The organism is Virgibacillus dakarensis (assembly GCF_900155625.1).
Classification (GTDB): domain Bacteria; phylum Bacillota; class Bacilli; order Bacillales; family Amphibacillaceae; genus Lentibacillus_C; species Lentibacillus_C populi.
Genome location: NZ_LT732554.1, coordinates 1898136 through 1920849 on the forward strand (window position 1 = coordinate 1898136; position 22714 = coordinate 1920849).

The 22714-nt window shown below is 39.3% G+C and carries 16 protein-coding genes; 14 read left to right on the forward strand and 2 right to left on the reverse strand.

The genetic code is table 11. The features are described from left to right. Nucleotides 1-6 precede the first annotated feature (6 nt). The 4 genes from CZ382_RS18730 to CZ382_RS18745 all read left to right on the forward strand — a co-directional run bounded on the left by CZ382_RS18730 (nucleotide 7) and on the right by CZ382_RS18745 (nucleotide 9764). Nucleotides 7-3045, forward strand: coding sequence for a glycoside hydrolase family 2 TIM barrel-domain containing protein (locus CZ382_RS18730; RefSeq protein WP_088052679.1), 3039 nt, complete (start codon nucleotides 7-9; stop codon nucleotides 3043-3045). Between the two features lie 44 nt (nucleotides 3046-3089). Further along, entirely contained in the window at nucleotides 3090-5315 is a 2226-nt protein-coding gene (locus CZ382_RS18735) for an alpha-galactosidase (protein WP_088052680.1), read from the forward strand. Nucleotides 5316-5590: 275 nt separating this feature from the next. Continuing rightward, nucleotides 5591-7891: a glycoside hydrolase gene (locus CZ382_RS18740; protein ID WP_159457836.1), complete on the forward strand. Its 2301-nt coding sequence runs from the start codon at nucleotides 5591-5593 to the stop codon at nucleotides 7889-7891. Between the two features lie 469 nt (nucleotides 7892-8360). Further along, the gene (locus tag CZ382_RS18745) at nucleotides 8361-9764 is read left to right on the forward strand and encodes an IS4 family transposase (protein WP_230856030.1); all 1404 of its coding nucleotides are present in this window, start codon (nucleotides 8361-8363) and stop codon (nucleotides 9762-9764) included. Nucleotides 9765-9830: 66 nt separating this feature from the next. Here CZ382_RS18745 and CZ382_RS18750 read toward each other — a convergent pair whose 3' ends face one another. Further along, entirely contained in the window at nucleotides 9831-11018 is a 1188-nt protein-coding gene (locus CZ382_RS18750; protein WP_088052682.1) for an LL-diaminopimelate aminotransferase, read from the reverse strand. Between the two features lie 373 nt (nucleotides 11019-11391). Between CZ382_RS18750 and CZ382_RS18755 the strand changes: the two genes are divergently transcribed. The 8 genes from CZ382_RS18755 to CZ382_RS18790 all read left to right on the forward strand — a co-directional run bounded on the left by CZ382_RS18755 (nucleotide 11392) and on the right by CZ382_RS18790 (nucleotide 18879). Continuing rightward, on the forward strand, nucleotides 11392-13497 hold the full coding sequence (locus CZ382_RS18755; RefSeq protein WP_088052683.1) for a BglG family transcription antiterminator: 2106 nt from the start codon (nucleotides 11392-11394) through the stop codon (nucleotides 13495-13497). A gap of 30 nt (nucleotides 13498-13527) precedes the next feature. Beyond that, the gene (locus tag CZ382_RS18760) at nucleotides 13528-13968 is read left to right on the forward strand and encodes a PTS sugar transporter subunit IIA (protein ID WP_088052684.1); all 441 of its coding nucleotides are present in this window, start codon (nucleotides 13528-13530) and stop codon (nucleotides 13966-13968) included. 6 nt (nucleotides 13969-13974) lie between these two features. Further along, nucleotides 13975-14244, forward strand: a complete 270-nt coding sequence (locus CZ382_RS18765) for a PTS sugar transporter subunit IIB (RefSeq protein ID WP_088053545.1) — start codon at nucleotides 13975-13977, stop codon at nucleotides 14242-14244. Nucleotides 14245-14271: 27 nt separating this feature from the next. Further along, complete coding sequence (locus CZ382_RS18770) at nucleotides 14272-15567, forward strand: PTS ascorbate transporter subunit IIC (RefSeq protein WP_088052685.1); 1296 nt, start codon at nucleotides 14272-14274, stop codon at nucleotides 15565-15567. 75 nt (nucleotides 15568-15642) lie between these two features. Continuing rightward, on the forward strand, nucleotides 15643-16635 hold the full coding sequence (locus tag CZ382_RS18775) for a phosphotriesterase family protein (protein WP_088052686.1): 993 nt from the start codon (nucleotides 15643-15645) through the stop codon (nucleotides 16633-16635). A 35-nt stretch (nucleotides 16636-16670) separates the two neighbouring features. Continuing rightward, nucleotides 16671-17384 (forward strand): creatininase family protein, encoded by a 714-nt coding sequence (locus CZ382_RS18780; RefSeq protein WP_088052687.1) that lies wholly within the window; start codon nucleotides 16671-16673, stop codon nucleotides 17382-17384. A 50-nt stretch (nucleotides 17385-17434) separates the two neighbouring features. Further along, the gene (locus tag CZ382_RS18785) at nucleotides 17435-18154 is read left to right on the forward strand and encodes a KDGP aldolase (protein WP_088052688.1); all 720 of its coding nucleotides are present in this window, start codon (nucleotides 17435-17437) and stop codon (nucleotides 18152-18154) included. Next, nucleotides 18151-18879: an SIS domain-containing protein gene (locus CZ382_RS18790; protein WP_088052689.1), complete on the forward strand. Its 729-nt coding sequence runs from the start codon at nucleotides 18151-18153 to the stop codon at nucleotides 18877-18879. Before CZ382_RS18785 ends, CZ382_RS18790 begins: the two co-directional genes overlap by 4 nt. A 133-nt stretch (nucleotides 18880-19012) precedes the next feature. Here the strand turns inward: CZ382_RS18790 and CZ382_RS18795 are convergent, their stop codons facing one another. Next, on the reverse strand, nucleotides 19013-19918 hold the full coding sequence (locus CZ382_RS18795) for a LysR family transcriptional regulator (protein WP_088052690.1): 906 nt from the start codon (nucleotides 19916-19918) through the stop codon (nucleotides 19013-19015). A 129-nt stretch (nucleotides 19919-20047) separates the two neighbouring features. On the opposite strand from CZ382_RS18795, the gene hutG reads away from it, so the two are divergent. Both hutG and hutU read left to right on the forward strand, forming a co-directional pair. Beyond that, nucleotides 20048-21013 (forward strand): formimidoylglutamase, encoded by a 966-nt coding sequence (hutG, locus tag CZ382_RS18800; RefSeq protein WP_088052691.1) that lies wholly within the window; start codon nucleotides 20048-20050, stop codon nucleotides 21011-21013. A gap of 24 nt (nucleotides 21014-21037) precedes the next feature. After that, nucleotides 21038-22711: a urocanate hydratase gene (gene hutU / locus CZ382_RS18805; RefSeq protein WP_088052692.1), complete on the forward strand. Its 1674-nt coding sequence runs from the start codon at nucleotides 21038-21040 to the stop codon at nucleotides 22709-22711. Nucleotides 22712-22714 lie beyond the last annotated feature (3 nt).

The window sequence follows — 22714 nt, forward strand, 5'->3', positions numbered from 1 at the left end:
CTATGTATGACGATTAAACCTTCAATTGATTGGTTGTCGGATCCAAATGTATTTGCAGTAAACCGTTTACCTGCACATTCGGATCATTTGTATTATGAAACATTGGAAGGGGCAAAAAATGCTGAGTCCATGAGAATGCGGTTCAGTTTAAATGGAAACTGGAAATTTAATTATGCGGTAAACCCGATGAGCCGGCCAAAAGACTTTTATAAAAAAGATTTCGAATGTAAGGGTTGGGGGGATATATTTGTCCCTGGCCATATGCAGCTTCAGGAGTATGGCAAACCGCAATATGTAAATACCATGTACCCGTGGGATGGTTTAAATGATATAAGGCCACCGGAAATACCTGCCGACCATAATCCTGTCGGGAGTTACGTAAAGTATTTCCATATACCAGAGAATATGGTTAATAGACCTGTGTATATTTCCTTTCAAGGTGTGGAAACAGCTTTCTATGTTTGGTTAAATGGAGAGTTTATCGGATATAGTGAAGATTCCTTTACGCCGTCAGCTTTTGAACTAACCCCTTATGTAACAAACGGAGAGAACAAATTAGCAGTTGAAGTTTACCAAAGAAGTACAGGCGGATGGCTTGAAGATCAGGATTTTTGGAGGTTTTCCGGTATTTTCCGGGATGTGTACCTTTATACTGTTCCTGAAATCCATCTAAATGACCTGTACATTCAGACAGATTTGGATTCTTCCTATACAAGTGGCACGCTACAGGCTAATCTGGCCTTTCTGTCGGTTATTCCCGATGGTTCTAAAATAGTGGCTGAGCTTTATGATGGGGAAGGCAATTCAGTCGTTTCAACTGAGGGAAAGTATCAGGGCACAAACTGTACACTTTCGCTCCACGTTGACAAACCGGAGCTATGGAGCGCGGAACTTCCTTATTTATATCAATTATTTATTCAAGTCTATAATTCTTCGGGTACTTTAGTTGAAGTTATACCGCAGAAAATCGGGTTTAGAAAGTTTGAGCTTATCGATCAAGTAATGTGTTTAAACGGGAAGCGTATTGTTTTTAAAGGTGTTAATCGCCACGAGTTCAATTGCCGAACGGGACGTGCGATTACGAAGGAGGATATGTTGTGGGACATTAAAACATTAAAACGGCACAATATTAATGCGGTTAGGACGTCCCATTATCCGAATCAAAGTTATTGGTATCAATTATGTGATGAATATGGAATTTACGTGATCGATGAAATGAATCTGGAAACGCATGGGTCATGGCAAAAGATGGGGGAAGTCGAGCCATCCTGGAATATACCTGGAAATAGAGAAGAATGGCAAAGCATTGTCGTGGACCGAGCGAAATCTATGTTTGAACGGGACAAGAACCATCCATCGATTCTTATTTGGTCCTGTGGGAATGAATCCTATGCTGGCGAAGTTATTTTAAATGTTTCCAAATACTTTAAACAGGTTGATTCATCCCGTCTTGTTCATTATGAAGGAGTTTTTCATAATCGTGACTATAATGAAACAAGTGATATGGAAAGCCGGATGTACGCGAAGCCAGCAGATATTGAGAAATATTTGCAGGAAGACCCAGCTAAACCTTACATTAGCTGCGAATATATGCATGCGATGGGAAATTCACTCGGCGGTATGAGAAAATACACGGATCTGGAACAAAAATATCCTATGTATCAAGGCGGATTCATCTGGGACTATATTGATCAATCCATTGTAAAGAAAGATCGGTATGGGAAGGAATTTTTAGCATATGGTGGTGATTTTGCAGATCGTCCGACCGATTATGGCTTTTGTACGAATGGTATTGTGTATGCGGATCGAAAATGCTCGCCAAAAATCCAGGAGGTAAAATATCTTTACCAGAATATCGATCTTGTTCCTGATCAATCTGGGGTAACAATTAGAAATAATAACCTGTTTACGAATACAGATATGTATAATTTTGAATATGTACTTTATCTGGAGGGGGAGGAATTATACCGAAACGACCTTGAAATAGACGTGAAACCACAGAGTGAAGGTTATGTTGAATTGGAGTGGCCAGCAGGGATTTTTAATGATTCTGGTGAATTTTGTATCGAGATCTTATGCCAGTTGAAGCAAGGTACACAGTGGGCAGAGGCTGGATATGAAGTTGCGTTCGGTCAATATATATTTAAGCTGGGCGAAAATGCAGCTAATGTCACGTTATCTAAAGGGAATTTAAGAGTAGTACATGGGGATGTAAATATTGGTGTTCACGGAAATGATTTCACTGCACTGTTCTCGAGACAGGATGGTACGCTAACATCTTTACAATACGGTGGAAAAGAGATGATTGGATCACCCCCATTTCCACTATTCTGGAGAGCAACGACAGATAATGATAAGGGTTATACCCAAAATTTTTATTCAGGATGCTGGTTAACGGCTAGTATGACAAGACGTTGTGAAGGAATTGAAACGGTGGAAGAAACAGATAACGTACGTGTGCGTTTTACCTATAAATTATCGATTAGTGAGGAAGTTCAAGTTGAAACGTGTTACTCTGTTTATCCAGATGGCACGATCAAGGTAAATACTGTTTACAATGGTGCTCGGAATCTTCCCCAGATGCCGACATTTGCGGTTTGCTTTAAAACTTCAGCTGACTACAATCGATTGGAATGGTATGCCATGGGACCTGAAGAAAATTATGCTGATCGTGCAAGTGGGGCACGGCTTGGCAAATTTAGAAACACCGTAACAGACAATGTAGCGGATTATGTTGTGCCACAAGAATCGGGCAATAGAACTGGGGTACGTTGGGTAAGACTTACAAACAGTAATGGAAAGGGAATTCGAATTTCTGCTACTGCTGAACCAGTTGAATGTAGCTTTTCACCATACACGGCATTTGAGCTGGAGAACGCACAACACCATTATGAGCTTCCGGATGTGCATTATACGGTGGTTACGGTTGCAGGAAAACAAATGGGTGTTGGTGGTGATGACAGTTGGGGTGCACCCGTTCACGATGAATATCTGATTCAAGCAGATGAAGATATGGAATTCGAATTTATGATTGAGCCAATTTGAGCTTGAATCCTCAGGCTCTATATTCCTAACTAAGGTGATAAAAAATGGATATATTTGTGGACGAAAAGAGGAAGCTATTTCATCTGACAAATGGGAAGGTAAGCTATATCTTTCATGTATTAAAAAATGGCAGTCTTGGTCAATTATATTTTGGAAAAGCGATTCACCATCGTGAAGATTTCTCGCATTTCCAGACAAATAATATTCCGACTCCGGCAAGCTGCCATTACTATCAGGATGATCCTGCTTTTTCCTTAGAGACTACTAGACAAGAGTACCCGGTATATGGAAAAGGGGATTTTCGTGATGCTGCCATTGAGCTTAAAAGCCTGGAGGGGGATATTGGCAATCAGTTTAGATTTCAAGGGTACGAGATTTCCAAAGGTAAGCCAAAATTAGCTGAACTTCCCGCAACATATGCTAGCGAGAATGAGGCAACTACAATAACAATCAAGTTAATAGATGAAACGATTGGTGTGGTTTTATTTTTAACCTATACAATATTTCATTGCTATCCGGTTATTACGAGAAGTGCAAGAATTAAAAATAACAATAGCGATATTCTTTTTGTAAAAAAGCTGATGAGTGCATCTATTGACCTTCCCGATGATAAATATAAGATGATTCAGTTATCGGGAACTTGGTCAAGGGAAAGGCATATAAAGGAACGTGACCTTGTTCAAGGGATACATACTGTTTCGAGTATACGTGGGGCAAGCTCCCATCACCATAACCCTTTTCTTGCACTAAAAAGAAAGAAAACAACTGAACATGCAAATGACGTATATGGTTTTAATTTTGTCTACAGCGGTAATTTTCTGGCACAGACGGAAGTGGACCACTATCACGTAACGAGAGTCATGATGGGAATTCATCCCCACCAATTTAAATGGAAATTAAAAAAAGGCCAGAGCTTTCAATCTCCTGAGGCCGTATTGGTATACTCTGACGAGGGAATCAATGGGATGAGTCAAGCCTTTCATGATCTTTACCGTAATCACTTAATTCGTGATACATGGAAGACGAAAGAAAGACCGATCTTAATCAATAATTGGGAAGCTACCTATTTTGAATTTAATGAAGAGAAACTTATTGGAATTGCTAAAAGCGCTAAAGAACTGGGGATGGAATTATTTGTTTTGGATGATGGGTGGTTTGGTAAAAGAGATGATGATACGGCTTCTCTTGGAGACTGGTTTGCAAATGAGCGGAAACTTCCCAATGGATTGACCATATTGGCTCAAAAGGTAAATGGCTTAGGGTTGCAGTTCGGGCTGTGGTTTGAACCGGAAATGGTGAGTCCGGACAGTCAATTATATAAAAGGCATCCTGAGTGGATTGTTGGCAAACAGGATAGATATCTAACGTTTGGGCGAAATCAGCTTGTATTGGATTTTTCGATGGATGAAGTCGTTCAATATATGTACCAAAAAATGTCTGCCATTATTCAGGATACAAAATTATCTTACATCAAATGGGATATGAATCGTAATATTACAGATGCTTATTCGCAAGCCCTGCCCTTTGACCGGCAAGGAGAGTTTTTCCACCGATATATTCTAGGTGTTTATCATTTATATGAAAAGTTAATAAGTAAGTTTCCGGGGGTTTTATTTGAATCATGTGCCGGGGGAGGTGGTCGTTTTGACCCTGGCATGCTTTATTATGCGCCACAGGCATGGACAAGTGATAATACAGATGCAATTGAAAGATTAAAGATTCAATATGGCACGTCATTAGTCTATCCAATTTATAGTATGGGTTCACATGTTTCGGTGACACCAAATCACCAAACAAGAAGAAATACTTCAATGGAGACAAGAGCAAATACAGCCTATTTTGGAACATTTGGTTATGAACTCAATCCACTGGAATTAAGTAGTAGCGAAAAGGCTGAGGTCAAGGAACAAATTCAATTTTACAAAAACCACCGTAACTTAATTAGGGATGGTGATTTTTATAGACTAAAAAATCCGTTTGAAGGCAATGAAACTGCATGGATGATTGTTTCTAAAGATAAAAGGGAGGCAGTGGTCGGGTGGTATAAAGCTTTAGCCACACCTAATCCGGAAAAACAACAGGTCTTGTTATTAAAAGGGCTTAATGAAGATGGTTTATATAGGTGTGATGCCCAAGGGAAAACATATTATGGTGATGAGTTAATGTATCGAGGATTAAACTTACCTATTGAATATAATGGTGCAAATGCTGACCAAGCGGAGCGCAGCGGAGATTTTCAATCAGCTGTTTTCCATTTGAAATTAGAGTAATTATTTGTATTGAAGTTATGCCTTGTCACACCCTATGGTTAGCCAGATTGTAATATGGATTTCAAACTTGGGCACACCGGAAAATTTGCCAACAGATGCTTTTGCTAGCGCTTACTTTAGGAGGTGATGGGTTTTCTTTTTGTTTAATAGAATGATATGGCAGTAGTTTAGGTGATGATTTGCCAATCCGAAGATAAGCTGGCACCTTTTTAAAGCAACTCAAGTCAGTCATAAATTAAAAGAAATTAATGAATGTTGAGAAGGAGTTGCTATTTATGCTGCAAAAAAAGTTAATGAAGAGGTTAACCGTCTATTGTTTCGTTCTATTCCTTGTAACAGGAAGCGTTATACCTGTTTTACCCAGATTGACCGTTGCGGAGGAAGATCCTATTAAAGCGATCTCTGAATCAGAGTCTATCAAACTTGATCCCAGCTATCAACATAAGCCGTTTGATGGATGGGGAACTGCTCTAGTATGGTTTGCAAATGTTACAGGTGGCTGGCCAGACGATATTAGAAATAAACTTGCCGATGATTTGTTCGGTGAGGATGGGTTAAATTTTAATATTGCCCGTTATAATATTGGTGGCGGGGATGCGCCTGAAACAGAACCATACATGCGGATAGGAGGGGCTGTACCGGGATATTGGAACCGACCTGAAGAATATGGCCCGCCTGAAGATAATAAAGATAATTGGACGGAGCAAGAGGATTGGTGGGACCCTGAAAATCCTGATCATTGGAATTGGGATGCAGATGCTAATCAGCGCTGGTGGCTTAAGGCTGCAAAAGCGCGAGGTGCTGATACATTTGAGGCATTTTCAAATTCACCACCTTACTTTATGACCCGAAGTGGGTATGTATCAGGTAACTGGAACCCATCGGAAGACAATATAAAACCAGATCAATTTGAGAATTTTGCTACCTATTTAACTACAGTAGTTGACCATTTACAACAGGATATGGGCATTGAATTTAAAACCCTTTCCCCGGTTAACGAGCCTAACACTAATTATTGGGGAGCGAAAGGCAGACAGGAAGGATCACATTGGGATCCCGCTTCACAGGCCAAAATAATCAACAAGGTTAAAAAGCAATTGGATGCAAAAGGGCTTCATACAGTTGTATCAGCTATGGACGAGACAAACCCACAAAAATTTAGAGAAAACTGGGAGCAGTACAATAGTACAACGAGAAATAACATTAGACAGTTAAACGTGCATACTTATTGGCCTGGACAGCGAACGGGTGCAAGGGATATTGCGAAAGGTACTGGAACAAGACTATGGATGTCTGAGGTTGACCTTAGCCCTGGCGGAATAGGGCAGAATCATGAAGATATCAGAACGGGTCTTGCATTATCAGAGCGAATTACATCTGATGTCCAAAAATTGGAACCGGAGGCATGGGTGCTCTGGCAAGCAATTGAGGATGAAGTTAATATGAATCCCGAGCATGAAAACGGTAACTGGGGGCTTATACAAGTTGAATTTGATCCTGATGATTTCGGAAATGTAAAGATTTACAAAAATAAAAAGTATTATGCAATGGGAAATTACAGTAAGTTTATCCGACCAGGCTACCAAGTGATTAATGCAAATAGCGAAAACACATTAGCCGCCATAAACAAAGAAGATAAATCTATTGTCATGGTCTATACAAATTCATCGTCAGAAGCGAAGGAAATTAATTTTGATTTATCAGGCTTTGATATAATAAAAGAAGGCGCAAAGGCAACACCTTATGTAACGTCAGCAACAGAAAACTTGGAAAAGAAAACGAATATTGGAATAGCTAATCAGAAGTTATCGACAGTTGTTCAGCCACAATCGATTACGACCTTTGTTGTATCAGGGGTATCTGGTGTAAACGAGGAAAAAGTTACTATCAATCCGGACAAAAAATATAAATTGATCAACAAAAATAGTGATAAAGTGCTCGACACAGAGAAAAATGAAAAATCAGTTGTCCAAAATACGAATAATCATAATAAAAAGAGCCAAAATTGGAGTATCCAAAAACTCACAGATGGATATAGCGCAAACGAAATTTATAAGATAGTCAACACAAAAACAGAAAAGGTTCTCAGTGTGGAAAATGGTTCTGTAGAGCTCCAAACATTTGCCAATACTGCCAATCAAAAATGGAAGTTATCCAGCTCAGGAAATGGGGAATATACATTCCTTAACATGCAAAACGGTGATTTACTAGACGTGGTTGGAGAATCAATAGAAGAGGGAGCAGAAGTCGGGGTATGGAAACCAACGACAGGAAACAATCAGGTTTGGGAAATCGTTGAAGCTAGAGTTGAAACAAGTGCAGCGAAAATGCTGAAACTTGTCGAGCGACTTGAGGAAGAGGATGCTTTTTCAGATGAGAATGTAATCCATCAGCTAAAACTTCAGTTGACAACCGTAGATATTTTTGAGAAAAAAGGTCTGAACAAAAAAGTTGTAAAACACGTAAAAGGTCTAAACGTGTTACTAGAGTATCAGAAGGAAAATGAATTAATTTCGGAAAAGGCCTATCAAACACTTAAAGCTAACGCGGAGTATCTAATTGAAAAGTACCAATAACTAATAAAGAATAACGAATAAAGTTAAGTGAGATAGAAGAGGCTGATGCTTCTATCTCGTTTTTTTTAAAACTTTTTTCGGAATTCCGCAATCCCGAAATGACTGAATTTAAGTTGAAAAGTTTCAGTGCTGGGGAAGCATATTTATATTGCTCATTTGGGTAAGTGCTCAGCACTGAATAGCAAGGAAGCAAGAAAAGGAAGTTGGAATGGAATGGATCTGATTACCTAAACTAGTTGTCCTTGATTTATAAACTACATTGGCAATCACTTAAATAGTGAAAGCATAAAAGACAGAGCCATGATTCTGTCTTTTATGCTTTTATAATTTATTTACTCAAGTTTCGGAGTAAAAAAATCCGTTCAAACCCATATCAAATCAGGGTTTACTATCAAAAACAAATCAAAAAAATACAAAAAACACCCTATTCTTTGGTAAAATATAGGTAACGACACCAACCAAAGAAAGGATGTTTTCCTTGTCTACTATTTTACCAAATTCTAATGAAAATGAAAAATCAAATTCACGTATGCTGCGTTTTTTCACCCAAGCAAAAATTGGAACTTTCCTGCATCAGTCCAATATTCATAAGGAAAAGGGAGTTTCTGCTCGTATTATTGTTCAATTCATTTTTGCACTCGTTCTTCATGGCATGGGCTTTTCCCGGGCACTCGAATCCGAACGAATTCCAAAGCATTTTCAAAAGGATACTGTATACGACCTTTTGAAAAACCCTACGTATAACTGGCGTAAGTTTCTTGCATGTGTTGGATCATACCTCGTTATAAAGTACATTCTCCCATTAACGTCCAAGGACCGGGATCGTGTGCTGATCTTTGATGATTCTCTATTTAGTCGCAATCGGAGTAAGGTCGTTGAATTGCTTGCACGTGTTAAAGATCACACAACCGGGAGATATTTCAAAGGCTTCCGTATGCTTACACTCGGTTGGTCTGATGGAGCTACGTTTATGCCACTTGCTTTTTCGCTTTTAAGCTCCAAAAATGTTGCCTCTCGTTATCGAGAGATGGACTCGAAAATAGACAAGCGAACAGTCGGTTATCATAGACGCCAAGAGGCAACACAAAAGAGCACCGAAACAATGTTCAATCTTTTGGACTCCATTCATCCAAAAAAGCTTGGCGCGAAAACCGTTCTTTTTGATAGCTGGTTTGCTTATCCGGCAATCATATCGAAAATCGTGAAAAACTACCCTCTCCATGTTGTTTGTATGATTAAACGTTCTCCAAAGATTCACTATACATATGAAGGAGAGTCTTACACATTGAACCAACTTTACAAAAAGGTTCGCAAAAAGCGTGGTCGCGCCAAAATTCTTGCAAGCATCGTAGTTGGACTTGGTCACGATGACGAAAATGGCAATGAAATTCAGGCGCGGATTGTTTTCGTACGTGATCGAAACCGTTCCAAAAAGTGGCTTGCACTTTTAACAACCAACCTCGCCCATACGGAAGAAGATGCCATCCGAATTTATGGAAAGCGCTGGGAAATTGAGTGCTTTTTCAAGGTGGTCAAATCTCATTTGCGACTGGCCAAGGAGTTTCAATGTCAAAGCTACGATTCCATGACTGCACATACAACGATTGTCTTTCTGCGTTACATGATGTTGTCATTGAGCGCCCGTGAGGAAGAAGATCCCAAAACTCTTGGACAGCTGTTCTATATGTGCTGTGATGAGCTTGATGATCTTCGCTTTGCCGAAGCATTAATGACCATACTGGAAGTATTAGGATCCATGCTTGCGGAAGAATGTCTTCTAACGGATGAACAAATTAATGAATTTCTGGATCGCTTTTTTAACAAATTACCTGGATTCTTACGTAACCCGTTACTTAATCCAGGTGCAGCATGATATAAAATCACCTCTGTTCTATTTATACCATAGGTTGAGGTTTATTTATCATGTCCGATACTTGAGTTATTTATATAATTTTGTAGGGGAAAACAAATCACTCGTGGCCAGCTTCTCAACAACCTTTTTAAGAACCTCATCGGGTTGGACGAGGCCAGTCCGAACATAACCTTCGCCAGCTTCGCCAAATGCGTTTCCCGGTACAACTACAATACCTGCTTCATCAATTAATCGGTAAGTAAACTGTGTTGACGTAAAAGGCTCTGGTACTTTTGCCCAGATGAACATGGATGCTTTTGGCGCTTCGACTTTCCAGCCCAAATCATTTAGCCCAGCTACCAAGATGTCTCGCCGCTTTTTATAAACCGTTCTTAACATTTCACTGAAGTCAACTGAATTCTCCAGGGCGCGGATTGCTGTTTTTTGAATCGGGTGAAATACACCGTAGTCAAGATTCGATTTTAATCGGCTTAATCCATTTACAATTGTGGTATTTCCAACGATATAACCAATTCGGCAACCGGCCAGATTAAAGCTTTTGGAAAATGAATTAAATTCCACCCCAACATCTTTTGCCCCTTCGATGGATAAGAAACTAATCGGCTTTTCATCTTCATAATATAGCTCGGAATAAGCGAAATCGTGAAGCACAGCAATCTGATACTTTTTGGCAAATGCGACTACCTGCTGGAAAAATTCCTCTGTTGCTAAAGCTGGAACTGGATTTCCCGGGAAATTTAATACCATTAGTTTTGCTTTATGTCTTATTTCTTCAGGGATGGCTTCCAGGTCAGGTAAAAAATTATTTTCCTCTTTTAAAGGCATTCTATATGGTGTGGCACCAGCTAAGGAAACACCAGTATTATACGCTGTATATCCAGGATCGGGTAACAGGATGATATCTTCGGGATTTGTTAATACCATCGGCAAATGAACAAGCCCGTCCTGAGATCCCATAACCATCAAGGTTTCAGATGTTGCGCTGACCGTAACATCATATTGCCTTCCATAATAGTCTGCAATTGCCTGATGAAGTGCATCTATACCTGTCAATGTATAGCCGTATTGGCCAGGATCCTGAACATTTTTGGTCATTTCATCGATGACAAACTGGGCTGGTGGCAAATCCGGGCTCCCTACACTCAAATCGATGATTTCTTTTCCTTCCTTGAGTTTTTGTTTTTTGTAGTTGGATAGTTCGTTATAAATCGACGTTTGAAAATGGTTCATTTTATCGGATAAGCTTATATTCATGATGTTCACCTCTGTGGATAGTGTTTTTTATGTAACAACTTAATACGATTATAACATCCCTCAGGATATGGATGTATGATTTTGAAAAATGATAAAACCACTGATTGCTAATCAAGGGATTTGAATGGAGCCTATATATTTAAAAAAGCTAAAAAATAACGTTGTAAAATGGACTGGGTAATTAGGTGAACTCCTAATTATCCATTTTTTTATGTTGTAAGATAGAGCTTCTTCCATCAATAGAGTGTTTTTTAAATTCAGTACAATTTTGCACAATGAGGTGTGGTTCATTTGGTCTTATCACGAACCTTTGCCTCGTCTATAATACGAATATAGGGCATACTACTCCAGAACTATAATTAGGAGGGGTAATATGGATCAACGTAGTATGACAGTTTTAAATCAGCTTGTTCAGCAGGATTCCTATATTTCCGTACAAAAACTGGCTGCAATCTTAAATGTATCGCGTCGTACTATTTACAATGATCTAGAAAAAATCAACAATTGGCTGACGGAACACCATTTACCTGAGATCCAGCAGGTTCGAGCACAAGGCTTATATATAGATGAGGCGACGAAAAAGGAAATTGTGAAGAATTACGCTTTTTCGAAAGCTGCACATTATGCCTTTTCTCCGCTAGAGAGAAGGGCATGGATTTATCTTCATGTTGTTGGGCAGGATGAGTCGTGCTTTTTAGATGACATGAAAGAGCTTTTTCAAGTAAGCAGAAATACAGTGCTTGACGATATAAAAAAACTAAAAGAAGAATTGCAGGAATACCAGCTACGTATTTTTGCAGAGCGAAAAATTGGTTATACGATTGAAGGAAATGAGAACGATATCAGGCGCCTGCTCATTTATTACCTATCATTGGTTATCCCAGAAGAAGGCTGGTATGGACGTTTATCGGGTTTAGAATCTTCGTCAACTAGTCCTGGTCAAACATTACGGCCTTACCAACTTTTTAATGCGCAAACCTTAAAACGGTTACGCCAATTGTTGAATGATTATGAACGGCAATACAAGATTGAGTTTACAGATGATGTCCTGAATAATCTTGTTGTTTGGTTTTATTTTTTTATAAAGCGAATCATGCAAGGGAAAATAGTTGAAGTTGATCCAATTGAAAAAGAGGTAATTAAAACGACGGACGAATACAAAGGTGCCATTACATTATGCAACCAAGCGTTCCGTACGTTTGATATAGCCCCCCCAAATGATGAGGTATTTTACGTTGCGAAGTATTTGCTTAGTGCCAAGGTTAATTATAACTTGGGTTCGCAATTAGAAAGTCAGGAAATGAAGGCGTTGCTTCAGGTAGTAGAGAAAATGGCTGCAGATTTTCAATTATATGCAGCAATTGAGTTTCGGGAACCTGAGCAGATGATTCAGAATCTGCTTTTGCATTTAAAACCTGCCTACTATCGCATTAAATATGGGATTCAAGTTGAAAATGCTTTGCAGGATTTAGTGAAACAAAATTATCCTGAGGTTTTCCATATTACCAAGAAGGTAATGCACCATTTTGAAGATTTACTTCAGCAACCAATCCACGAAAATGAAGTTGCCTTTATTGCCATGCATTTTGGTGGGTGGCTGCGCAAGGAAGGTGTCATACTTGAAAAGTCTCGTAAAAGGTTATTAATCGTTTGTACGAATGGGCTAGGCACGTCACGACTCTTGGAAAGTCAATTGGAAGGTTTATTTTCCAATATTGAAATCTCAGGGGTAACTTCATTGAGAGACTATAAGGGAATGGATTTGGATGTCGATTTTATTGTGTCGACAATCTTGCTTCCTGACCGAGGTGTTCCGGTCTTTGTTGTCAATCCCGTTTTAAATAATGAAGACAAAGAGCAATTGTTGAAAAAAGTGAACAGTTTATTCGAATATTCATCTGAGCACCAAGTATATTCTGTTGATACGGTGATGGATATGATTAATCGATATGCAAGCATTGAAGATGATGAAGCATTGCGTCAGGAGCTGAGGAGGTATTTGCATGCCCCGCTTAAAGTGGAGAGTGAAGCAAGGAAACCAAACCTGTATGAGCTTTTACCGGCAAATAGGATTGTACTGAAAAAACAGATGGAAAACTGGCAGGATGCAATTAAAGCAGCTGCTGAACCACTGTTGAAGCAAGGTTATATTCTGGACAATTATATAACGAAAATGATCAGAAACGTTTCAAAGGATGGACCTTATATTGTCATATCTGAGCTTTTTGCTTTACCCCATGCCAGTCCAGAAGATGGGGTAAATAAAACGGGGATGAGTATGTTGCATTTAGAAGAACCAGTCGACATTTTAGGAAAAGCCGCCAGTGTCATTATTGTCTTGGCTTCATGGGATAATGAACAGCATTTAAAAGCTTTGTCACAGTTAACCAAGCTGTTCACTGACAAAGCCCGTAAACAGAAAATGATCGAGACAACAGATAAGAGGCAAATTATAAAATTATTACACGCACAGGCATAGGCTAACAACATAAAGATAGGTGTGAGTATGATGAGGTTTTTAGAACGAAGTATTGTAAAGGTTGGGGTTGAAGTATCGGACGCGAAAGAGGCAATTGAAGCTGCGGGGAGTCTTCTTTTTCAGGAGGGGCTGGTCGAACAGACATATATTGAAGCAATGAAACAAGCGTATCAAGAAAATGGCCCCTATTTTGTACTGGCCCCACATATTGCTATTCCGCATGCTCGGCCGGAAGATGGGGTAAAGGAAGCTTCTGTTTCATTTGTACAATTAAAAAAACCGGTCGTGTTTGGACATGCATCGAACGATCCGGTACGTCTTGTGTTTGGTCTAGGTGCGTCCTCAAGTGATGAACATTTAACGTTATTGAAAGAACTGACAGGTCTGTTAAATGATCGTCATAACGTTGATAAATTAACTGCTGCTGCAAGTTATGAAGATATAAAAAACATCTTAGAAATGGAGCGATAAACAATGATAAAAGTTTTGACAGTTTGTGGATTAGGACAAGGAACGAGTTTAATTTTGCGAATGAATGTGGAGCAAGCACTTGGAGAAAAAGGAATTCAAGCGGATATTGAACATACCGATGTTTCGACAGCTTCAAGTATGCAAGCGGATTATATCATTACAAGTAATGAGCTTGCGGAAAGCTTACAACAGCACAGTGCGAAAGTAATCATCGTTAATAATTACTTTGATATGGATGAAATCAACCAAGCTATCGATGAAAACATGGTAAGTTAATAGATGTTTTAGGGGAGGGAATCGGGAATGGATGCAATTTTTTGGATCGCCACAAATATTTTTGGCCAAGCTGCCATCTTGCTGGGATTTATCGTTCTTTTAGGATTGTTGCTACAGAAGAAAAATGCCAGCCAGGTTATTAGCGGAACGTTTAAAGCCGTTATTGGATTCTTAATTATTAGTGCAGGTTCAGGTGTGATCACGGATGCGTTAACAATATTTGAACCACTATGGAAAGAAGTATTCAATCTTTCAGCGGAACCGCTTGGAGATTTCATGGGACAGGAAGGGTTCAACGCAAAATACGGCAGTGCTGTTGCATTGGCAATGACACTTGGATTTGTTATTAACGTATTATTGGCACGTTTTACCAAATTAAAATTCATTTATTTAACGGGTCATATGATGTTTTGGACAACAACCATTTTTGCAGGTGTTACCATTCAGGCAGCGGGTGATGTGTCATTTGGTAAGCTTGTCATCTTTCTGGCAGTAATCATGGGGATCTATTGGACAATCCAGCCTGCGTTAACACAACCATTTATGCGTAAGATTACCGGGAATGACAACGTTGCACTCGGACATACATCGGCGTCTGTTGCATTGTTAAGTGCTTTTGCAGGTAAATGGCTGGGAAACAAAGAAAATGATTCCGAAAAAATCAAGCTGCCAAAGGGCTTGGACTTTCTGAGGGATTCAAACGTTATTACGGCTTTAACGATGGGATTATTGTTTTTAGTCGGTGCAATCATTATCTCCTTTAAAGATACACCAGGCGCAGAAGAATTAGTTGCAGCAGCTGGGGATCAGAACTTTATTGTGTATGCAATCATTCAATCGTTTACATTCGCTGCCGGTATTGCAGTCGTTTTACTAGGGGTCCGGATGTTTATTGGTGAAATGGTACCTGCATTTAAAGGGATTGCAACAAAGATCGTGCCAGGTGCAAAACCGGCACTGGATGGCCCAATTGTTTTTCCGTATGCACCAAATGCGGTTATTTTAGGTTTCTTAGGTTCATTTGTTGGTGCTTTAATCTGGCTCGTTGTGTTAGGAAATACAGTTGGATATGTCTTCGTTCCAACGATGATTGTCTTGTTCTTCCACTCCGCAACAGCTGGTGTATTTGGGAATGCGACGGGTGGTGTAAGAGGAGCATTAATGGGAGGATTCATTACTGCTACGGTTGTTGCATGGGGGCAATTCGTTATGGTTAAAATGCTTCTGCCTGATACAGTACCAGACACGGCAATGTGGGCCGCGGATTCCGATATGTTTATCTTAGGACCAATCATTCGATTCTTAGCACAATTATTTTTCTAATTAAGTGGGGAAAGAAATATTCCCCTTTTTCCCATTTAATAAAAAAAGTGATATTTTTATTAGGAGTGATAACAAATGAGTTTTATTCGGACATTTCATGGTGACATTGAACCTTCCAAGTTGGGCTTCACGTATTCACATGAACATATTGTATGCAGACCGCCGTATTGGGTGGAGCAAAAGGCTGACGATCTGCTGCTTGATGATAAAGAGAAATCCAAGCTTGATGTACAGGATTTCAAAAACCTTGGTGGACAAGCAATTGTTGATGCAACCGCTGTTGATTACGGTCGTGATGTAATGGCGGTAAAAGAAATTGCTGAGGAAACTGGCGTTACGATAATTGGAACAGCAGGTTTTAATAAAAGTTTTTTGTGGGATGCGCCCATACCTGAACATGTAAAAAAAGTAACAGGCGATTTTAACACGTATTATCAATGGATTGATGCAAAATCAATCAATGAGCTTGCTGATTTTGTCATTCGGGAAATTGAAGACGGACTGGAAGGAACCAATATCCGCGGCGGCCAAGTGAAATTTGGTACGGGCTACAACAGAATAACACCATTAGAAGAAAAGACATTACGCGCAGTAGCAAGAGCGCATCATGAAACGAAGGCACCGTTACATTCTCATACGGAAGCCGGTACAATGGGGCTTGAACAAGTTGAACTTTTAAAGAGTGAAGGGGTTAATCTGGAATATATCAGCTTTGGTCATATGGACCGCAATCCGGATCCTTTTTACCATGAAAAGATAGCGCAAACGGGGGCATTGCTTTCCTTTGATGGCATCTCCAAAATCAAATATGCTCCAGAAAGTACGCGAATTCAATGTATATTAGAGCTAGTTAAAAAAGGCTATGAAGATCAAATCCTGGTTAGTGGTGATACAGCCCGCAAATCTTATTACAAGCACTATGATTATGGGTTGGGGTTAGAAAATATTATTGGAAAATGGGTTCCACGTTTTATTGAGGAAGCAGATCGAAATGGATTTGATGGCAGGAAATTAATTGATAAATTTTTCGTCCAAAATCCTGCACGTTGCTTTACGTTTAAAAAATAATTATTTTCTTATACCGGATTGGATGGTGAAGCAAGATGGAATTTCAATATCAAAATTCGTATGAAGTAAAGGATAAGATCGATCAATCCAAAATAGCTATTTTACCAATCGGGGCAGTGGAAGCACACGGACCCCATTTACCATTAGGGACAGACAATTTACTAGCGGAGCGATTATCAGCAAAGTTGGCTGAACGTGTAAATGGCTTGCAATTACCAACATTACCATATGGTCAAGTATGGAGTTTACGTAACTTTCCAGGTAGTATCAATATAAGTAATGATGCACTCATTCATATGCTTGTCGATATTGGGGAGAGCCTTTATAAACAAGGATTCGCAACATTTGCAATGGTAAATGGACATTTGGGAAATGGCACCGCGCTAAAAGAAGCGGCCCGTGCCTTATACGAAACATGTCCAGAAATGCGTGTATTTTATTTCTTTTATCCTGGTATGAATCAGGCTGCGGCGGAGGTTCGGGAAACGGATTCAGCTCATAGTACGTATTTTCATGCTTGTGAGATTGAAACCTCTTATATGCTCTATTTAGCGCCTGAATATGTTGAGATGGATAAAGCAATTACGGATATACCGGATATACCAATGCATGCTGATGTTACGCCTACACCGTGGGAGGAATTTACCAAAACAGCAGTGTTAGGTGATGCAAAACTCGCTACGAAGGAAAAAGGAAAATACATTGTTGACATTTCCTTAGAGAATATGGTCAAGCTTATTAACATGTAAGAATCCTTTGCAGTGAAAAAGATGCTATGTTGGAAAAGGTGGAGTATAGGATGGAAGAAAAACTTTTTGATAAATTTTTATTTAATTTTTTGGCAAGCGATGCTGCAAATGCAGCGGACATTATGGAAGCTGGATCTGGATATGTAGTGCCAGGAATTGTTTCTGATAAGTTTAATTCGGTTGCTGAAGCAGCAAAAAAGGTAAAAGAGCTTAAATCGGTTGCGAAAGTGGTAAGCATTGGTCTTGGTGGCGGAGGGAATACAGCTAATTGGAAGAAAGTATTGGATATTGCATCAGCTTCGCTGCCCGGGCATTTAAACCAACCATTTGAAACAGCTGCCTATGCAAAAGGTTTTTTAGATGGAAAAAATAACTCAAAGCAATTGGTAAATGCACTTGTTCAACCAACTGGCGAGGTTGGAAAAGTTCGTTTAGCCAATTCAGGTAATGTATTACAAGTCGATGAGTTCATTGATATTGTAGTAAGTCTAGGAATAGAAAGTATTAAGATGATGCCTGTAAAAGGAACACAGCATATAGATGAACTCATTTATTTAACGAAACTAGCAGCGAAAAAAGGGATTCGTGGTGTTGAGCCTGCTGGTGGAATCGATGCAGGTAATATTAAAGCTATCATCGAGGGTGTAAAGGATATGAATATTGAATTCTTTATGCCACATATTTTCGGTTCAACAATTGACAAGGAAACAGGGAAAACAATCCCGGCTAAAGTAAGGGAAATTATCGGAATAGTGGAGGAATTATCATGATTGATTGTTACTTCAGTAAAATTACGGATTTATTAGCGGTTGTTGAAAAAGACGAACATGATGTTATGCATAAAGCAGCACAAAAGGTTGCAGACGCCATTCAAGCTGGTGGCGTGATCCATCTGTTTGGATGCGGTCATTCCCATATTTTAACGGAAGAAGTTTACTATCGTGCAGGTGGTCTTGTACCAATTCACCCTATCTTGCATGAACCGTTAATGCTTCACGAAGGTGCAGTGCGTTCCTCTTCATTCGAACGAAAAAATGATTATGCTAAGCTATTTATGGAAGAACAGGATATTCGAGAAGGGGATGTCATGATTGTTATTTCGACATCAGGAAGAAACCCTGTTCCAGTAGATGTTGCACGTATGGCCAAAAAGCAAGGTGCTTATGTGATTGGGATTACATCGATTGCCTATTCATCAAGCCAAGCCTCACGCCATAGCAGTGGTGACCATTTATATGACGCTGTGGACCTGGTTATTAACAATCATGCACCAGTCGGCGATGCACTTTTATCACATGACAAGGTGGATGTAAACTTTTCACCAACCTCCACGGTAATAGGCGCAGCAATCCTAAATGCCATTTTTGCGGAATCGATTAAATTGATGGCTGAAAATGGCTTTACACCACCAGTATTTTTAAGTGGAAACATTGAGGGAGCAGATGAGCATAATCAGCGGTTGATTGATAGGTATAGGGAGCGGATTAAGCTGTAATGAACGGAAGCCTGTTGCCGGGAGATTTTGGTGGCGGGCTTTTATCATTTGTTTTTTAATTTTAGTTTACTCGAAACAAACTCTGAAAATAGCTAAACACAAATGGTATCTTTAAAAAGCTTTCAAAAATCTGTTAAAGTTTTTCCCGATTAATCTCATTTTCAAAAAAACTCCTGATTAATAATATAAAACGCATAACTAATGGTGATAGATATCGGTTTTTATCATATGCAATATAAACCGTTCTTGAGATATTAGAATTGTCAATTGGTTTAATACTACATTCATGTTTTTTAGCATATCGAACATAATTTTCCGGAACGATGGTGATTCCCAAATTGTTTTCCACTAAACTGCAACCCGTTTCAAATCGTTCAATCTCAAATTGAATATTCGGATTAATACCAGATTTCTTGAACGCATTCAAAATGTCTTTTCTTGTTTGGAAACCCTCCTTGCTGACGATAAAAACTTCTCCTTCCAAATCTTTTATTTGCAGATAATCCTTGTTTTCTAAGTAATGACCAAGAGGAAGAAGTGCAACTAAATTTTCCTTATAAATTGGTATTGTTTCGATATCCTCATTTTGAATATATTGGTTTGTAATGGCTAAGTGAATATTGAAATTATTCAATGCCTTTTCCACATCACTCAGACTTAATGTTTCAAGTAAACTAATACGAACATTTGAAAATTCTCGTTTAAAAACAGTTAAGATTTTTGGTACAAAAAACATGGAGGATTCAATAAGCCCGATTGACAGTTCCAGCGGGCCTTCTTCTCTTAAGCGAAGCATTTCATCGGATACAGTTTCATAATGTCTCAGTAGTTTCTTTGCTTCCTGATATAATATTTTTCCCTCTTTTGTAATTCCTATATTTCTGGAAGCCCTATCAAACAAAGGAAAGCCAGCTTCCATTTCCAGCTTTTTGATTGCAGCACTTAATGAGGGCTGTGAAATATGAAGTGTATTAGCAGCCTTCGTAAAGGTTGACTGATCCACGATAGCAACAAAATATTGCAATTGTTTTATATCCATACTTTTCCTCCTATAGTCAAAAACTATCGAAATATAATAAATATGTATTTGTATTTATAGTATAGACTAACTATAATTTTAAATAAAGAGAATAAATTCTGAATTTACGGTGGGCGAGGGTGATTAACTATTTATAGATTAGCAAACGGAGATCTTTGGAGTGGAAGAATTGATAGTGATAATGCGTCCGATTATCGTTTTCACCAAGTGATTAAACTCCAAAATATTGATAAGTTAAAACAAAGTGAATCCGCGTTCGGATTTATAGGTTTTGCAAGTGATGAAGGTGTAAGAAGAAATAAAGGAAGGGCTGGGGCAAGCTTAGCACCGGATGAGATAAGAAAACATCTGGCAAAGTTACCGTACAATCTCAACCGAAATATGGAAACAATTGATTATGGAAACGTTATTTGTGAAGACGACCAATTGGAAAAGGCTCAGGAGGAACTCGGTAAAAAGGTTTATAGTCTATTGCTCCATCATAAAACACCAATCATTCTAGGTGGAGGGCATGAAACATTTTACGGGCATTATTTGGGGGTGAGGGAATATTTTTCAGCTGATAAAACAATAGGTATTGTGAATATTGATGCACATTTCGATTTACGGAGTGATAAATTGCCCTCATCGGGAACAATGTTCAGACAAATATTAGAGCAAGATGTTAAGGCAGGGTATTTGTGCCTGGGTATTCAAGAATTTGGCAACACCAGATCACTGTTTCAAGCTGCGAAGGATTTTGGCTGTCAATACGTCCTTGAAGAAGATATCAATCTGAATAACATTCAAAATACGTACGAGAAAATCGATGAATTCATAAAAAAATATGATTCCATTATCATGACCTTATGTACTGATTCCATCATATCTTCAGCAGCACCAGGTGTAAGTGCTCCATCACCACTAGGATTAGACCCGAAGATTGTAAAGCGTTTATTAAAGTACATTGCAGCAAAAAAAAATACCATCAGTTTTGATATATCTGAGGTTAATCCGAATGTAGATGAGAATGATAAGACAGTACGTCTTGCTGCTTATTTGGTAGCGGAAACTATGAAAAGTTTTAGTCTTAAGGAAAAGCTGGCAATGATATAACGACTAAGAAAGGGAGATGTTTGGATGACTATAAAAGAAAAAAACAAGGTTAAACAATATCGCGGAACTGAGCTTCATACAAAAGGGTGGTTGCAGGAAGCAGCTTTACGTATGCTGAATAATAATCTTCATGCAGACGTTGCAGAAAATCCTGATGAATTAGTGGTGTATGGCGGAATTGGAAAAGCCGCCAGAAATTGGGGTTGTTACGATGCGATTGTTAGAGAGTTAAAAGTACTTGAAGATAATGAAACACTATTAGTTCAATCAGGAAAACCGGTTGCCGTCTTTCGTACTCATAAAGATGCGCCAAAGGTTTTGATTGCTAATTCCAACCTCGTACCTGCATGGGCAAATTGGGAACATTTTAATGAATTGGATAAGAAAGGTTTAATGATGTACGGACAGATGACGGCTGGGAGCTGGATTTACATTGGAAGTCAAGGGATATTGCAAGGAACATACGAAACATTTGCGGAATGTGCACGACAGCATTTTGACGGTAGTTTGCAAGGCACCATTACGGTAACTGCCGGACTTGGTGGTATGGGTGGAGCGCAGCCATTAGCAGTTACCTTGAATGAAGGCGTTTGTATTGCGATTGAAGCAGATCAGCATCGAATTAACCGCCGGCTGGAAACAAAATACCTTGATACCCAGACAGATAATTTAGATGAAGCTATTAAACTGGCAGAACAAGCTCGGGATCGAGGTAAGGCACTTTCAATTGGATTATTAGGAAATGCAGCAGAATTACTTTCAAAAATGATTGAAAAAGGATTTATTCCAGATGTATTAACCGATCAGACATCATCACATGATCCGCTTAATGGCTATGTACCAACAGGCCTGACAGTAGAAGAATCTGCAGACTTACGTAAAAATGATCCGGATAAGTATCTGAAACGATCGAAACAAAGTATCGCCCGGCATGTCGAGGCTATGCTGGAAATGCAACAAAAGAATGCGGTTACGTTTGATTATGGCAACAACATACGCCAGGTTGCAAAAGATGAAGGTGTCGAAAATGCATTTGATTTTCCAGGTTTTGTACCCGCATATATCCGACCACAGTTTTGTGAAGGAAAAGGTCCGTTTCGTTGGGTAGCATTATCCGGTGATCCAGAAGATATCTATAAAACAGATGAAGTGATATTAAAAGAATTTAGCTACAACGAATCTTTATGCAAATGGATTCGTATGGCAAGGGAAAAAGTCAGTTTTCAAGGCTTGCCATCCCGAATTTGCTGGCTTGGATATGGGGAGCGTGCCCGTTTCGGCAAAATTATTAACGATATGGTAGCGAGCGGAGAATTAAAAGCACCAATTGTAATTGGCCGGGACCATTTGGACTCTGGTTCTGTTGCATCCCCGAATCGGGAGACAGAAGCAATGAAGGACGGTAGTGATGCTGTTGCTGATTGGCCAATATTAAATGCTCTTATTAATAGTGTTGGCGGTGCCAGCTGGGTTAGTGTCCATCATGGCGGTGGTGTCGGAATGGGATATTCCCTTCATGCTGGGATGGTAATTGTTGCGGATGGAACAAAGGAAGCGGAGGAACGTTTGGAAAGAGTTCTCACAACAGATCCCGGAATGGGTGTAGCAAGGCACGTTGATGCAGGATACGAACTTGCGGAAAAAACAGCACGTGAAAAAGGGGTTCATATCCCAATGTTACGTAATAAAGGAGAGTAAGAT

Coding starts and splice junctions, on each gene's coding strand:
- CZ382_RS18790 (WP_088052689.1), top strand. CDS start 18,151: ATGATTGATTGTTACTTCAGTAAAATTACGGATTTATTAGCGGTTGTT.
- CZ382_RS18745 (WP_230856030.1), top strand. CDS start 8,361: ATGTTTTCCTTGTCTACTATTTTACCAAATTCTAATGAAAATGAAAAA.
- CZ382_RS18755 (WP_088052683.1), top strand. CDS start 11,392: ATGGATCAACGTAGTATGACAGTTTTAAATCAGCTTGTTCAGCAGGAT.
- CZ382_RS18785 (WP_088052688.1), top strand. CDS start 17,435: ATGGAAGAAAAACTTTTTGATAAATTTTTATTTAATTTTTTGGCAAGC.
- CZ382_RS18740 (WP_159457836.1), top strand. CDS start 5,591: ATGCTGCAAAAAAAGTTAATGAAGAGGTTAACCGTCTATTGTTTCGTT.
- CZ382_RS18770 (WP_088052685.1), top strand. CDS start 14,272: ATGGATGCAATTTTTTGGATCGCCACAAATATTTTTGGCCAAGCTGCC.
- CZ382_RS18760 (WP_088052684.1), top strand. CDS start 13,528: ATGAGGTTTTTAGAACGAAGTATTGTAAAGGTTGGGGTTGAAGTATCG.
- CZ382_RS18750 (WP_088052682.1), bottom strand. CDS start 11,018: ATGAATATAAGCTTATCCGATAAAATGAACCATTTTCAAACGTCGATT.
- CZ382_RS18780 (WP_088052687.1), top strand. CDS start 16,671: ATGGAATTTCAATATCAAAATTCGTATGAAGTAAAGGATAAGATCGAT.
- CZ382_RS18795 (WP_088052690.1), bottom strand. CDS start 19,918: ATGGATATAAAACAATTGCAATATTTTGTTGCTATCGTGGATCAGTCA.
- CZ382_RS18775 (WP_088052686.1), top strand. CDS start 15,643: ATGAGTTTTATTCGGACATTTCATGGTGACATTGAACCTTCCAAGTTG.
- CZ382_RS18730 (WP_088052679.1), top strand. CDS start 7: ATGACGATTAAACCTTCAATTGATTGGTTGTCGGATCCAAATGTATTT.
- CZ382_RS18735 (WP_088052680.1), top strand. CDS start 3,090: ATGGATATATTTGTGGACGAAAAGAGGAAGCTATTTCATCTGACAAAT.
- hutU (WP_088052692.1), top strand. CDS start 21,038: ATGACTATAAAAGAAAAAAACAAGGTTAAACAATATCGCGGAACTGAG.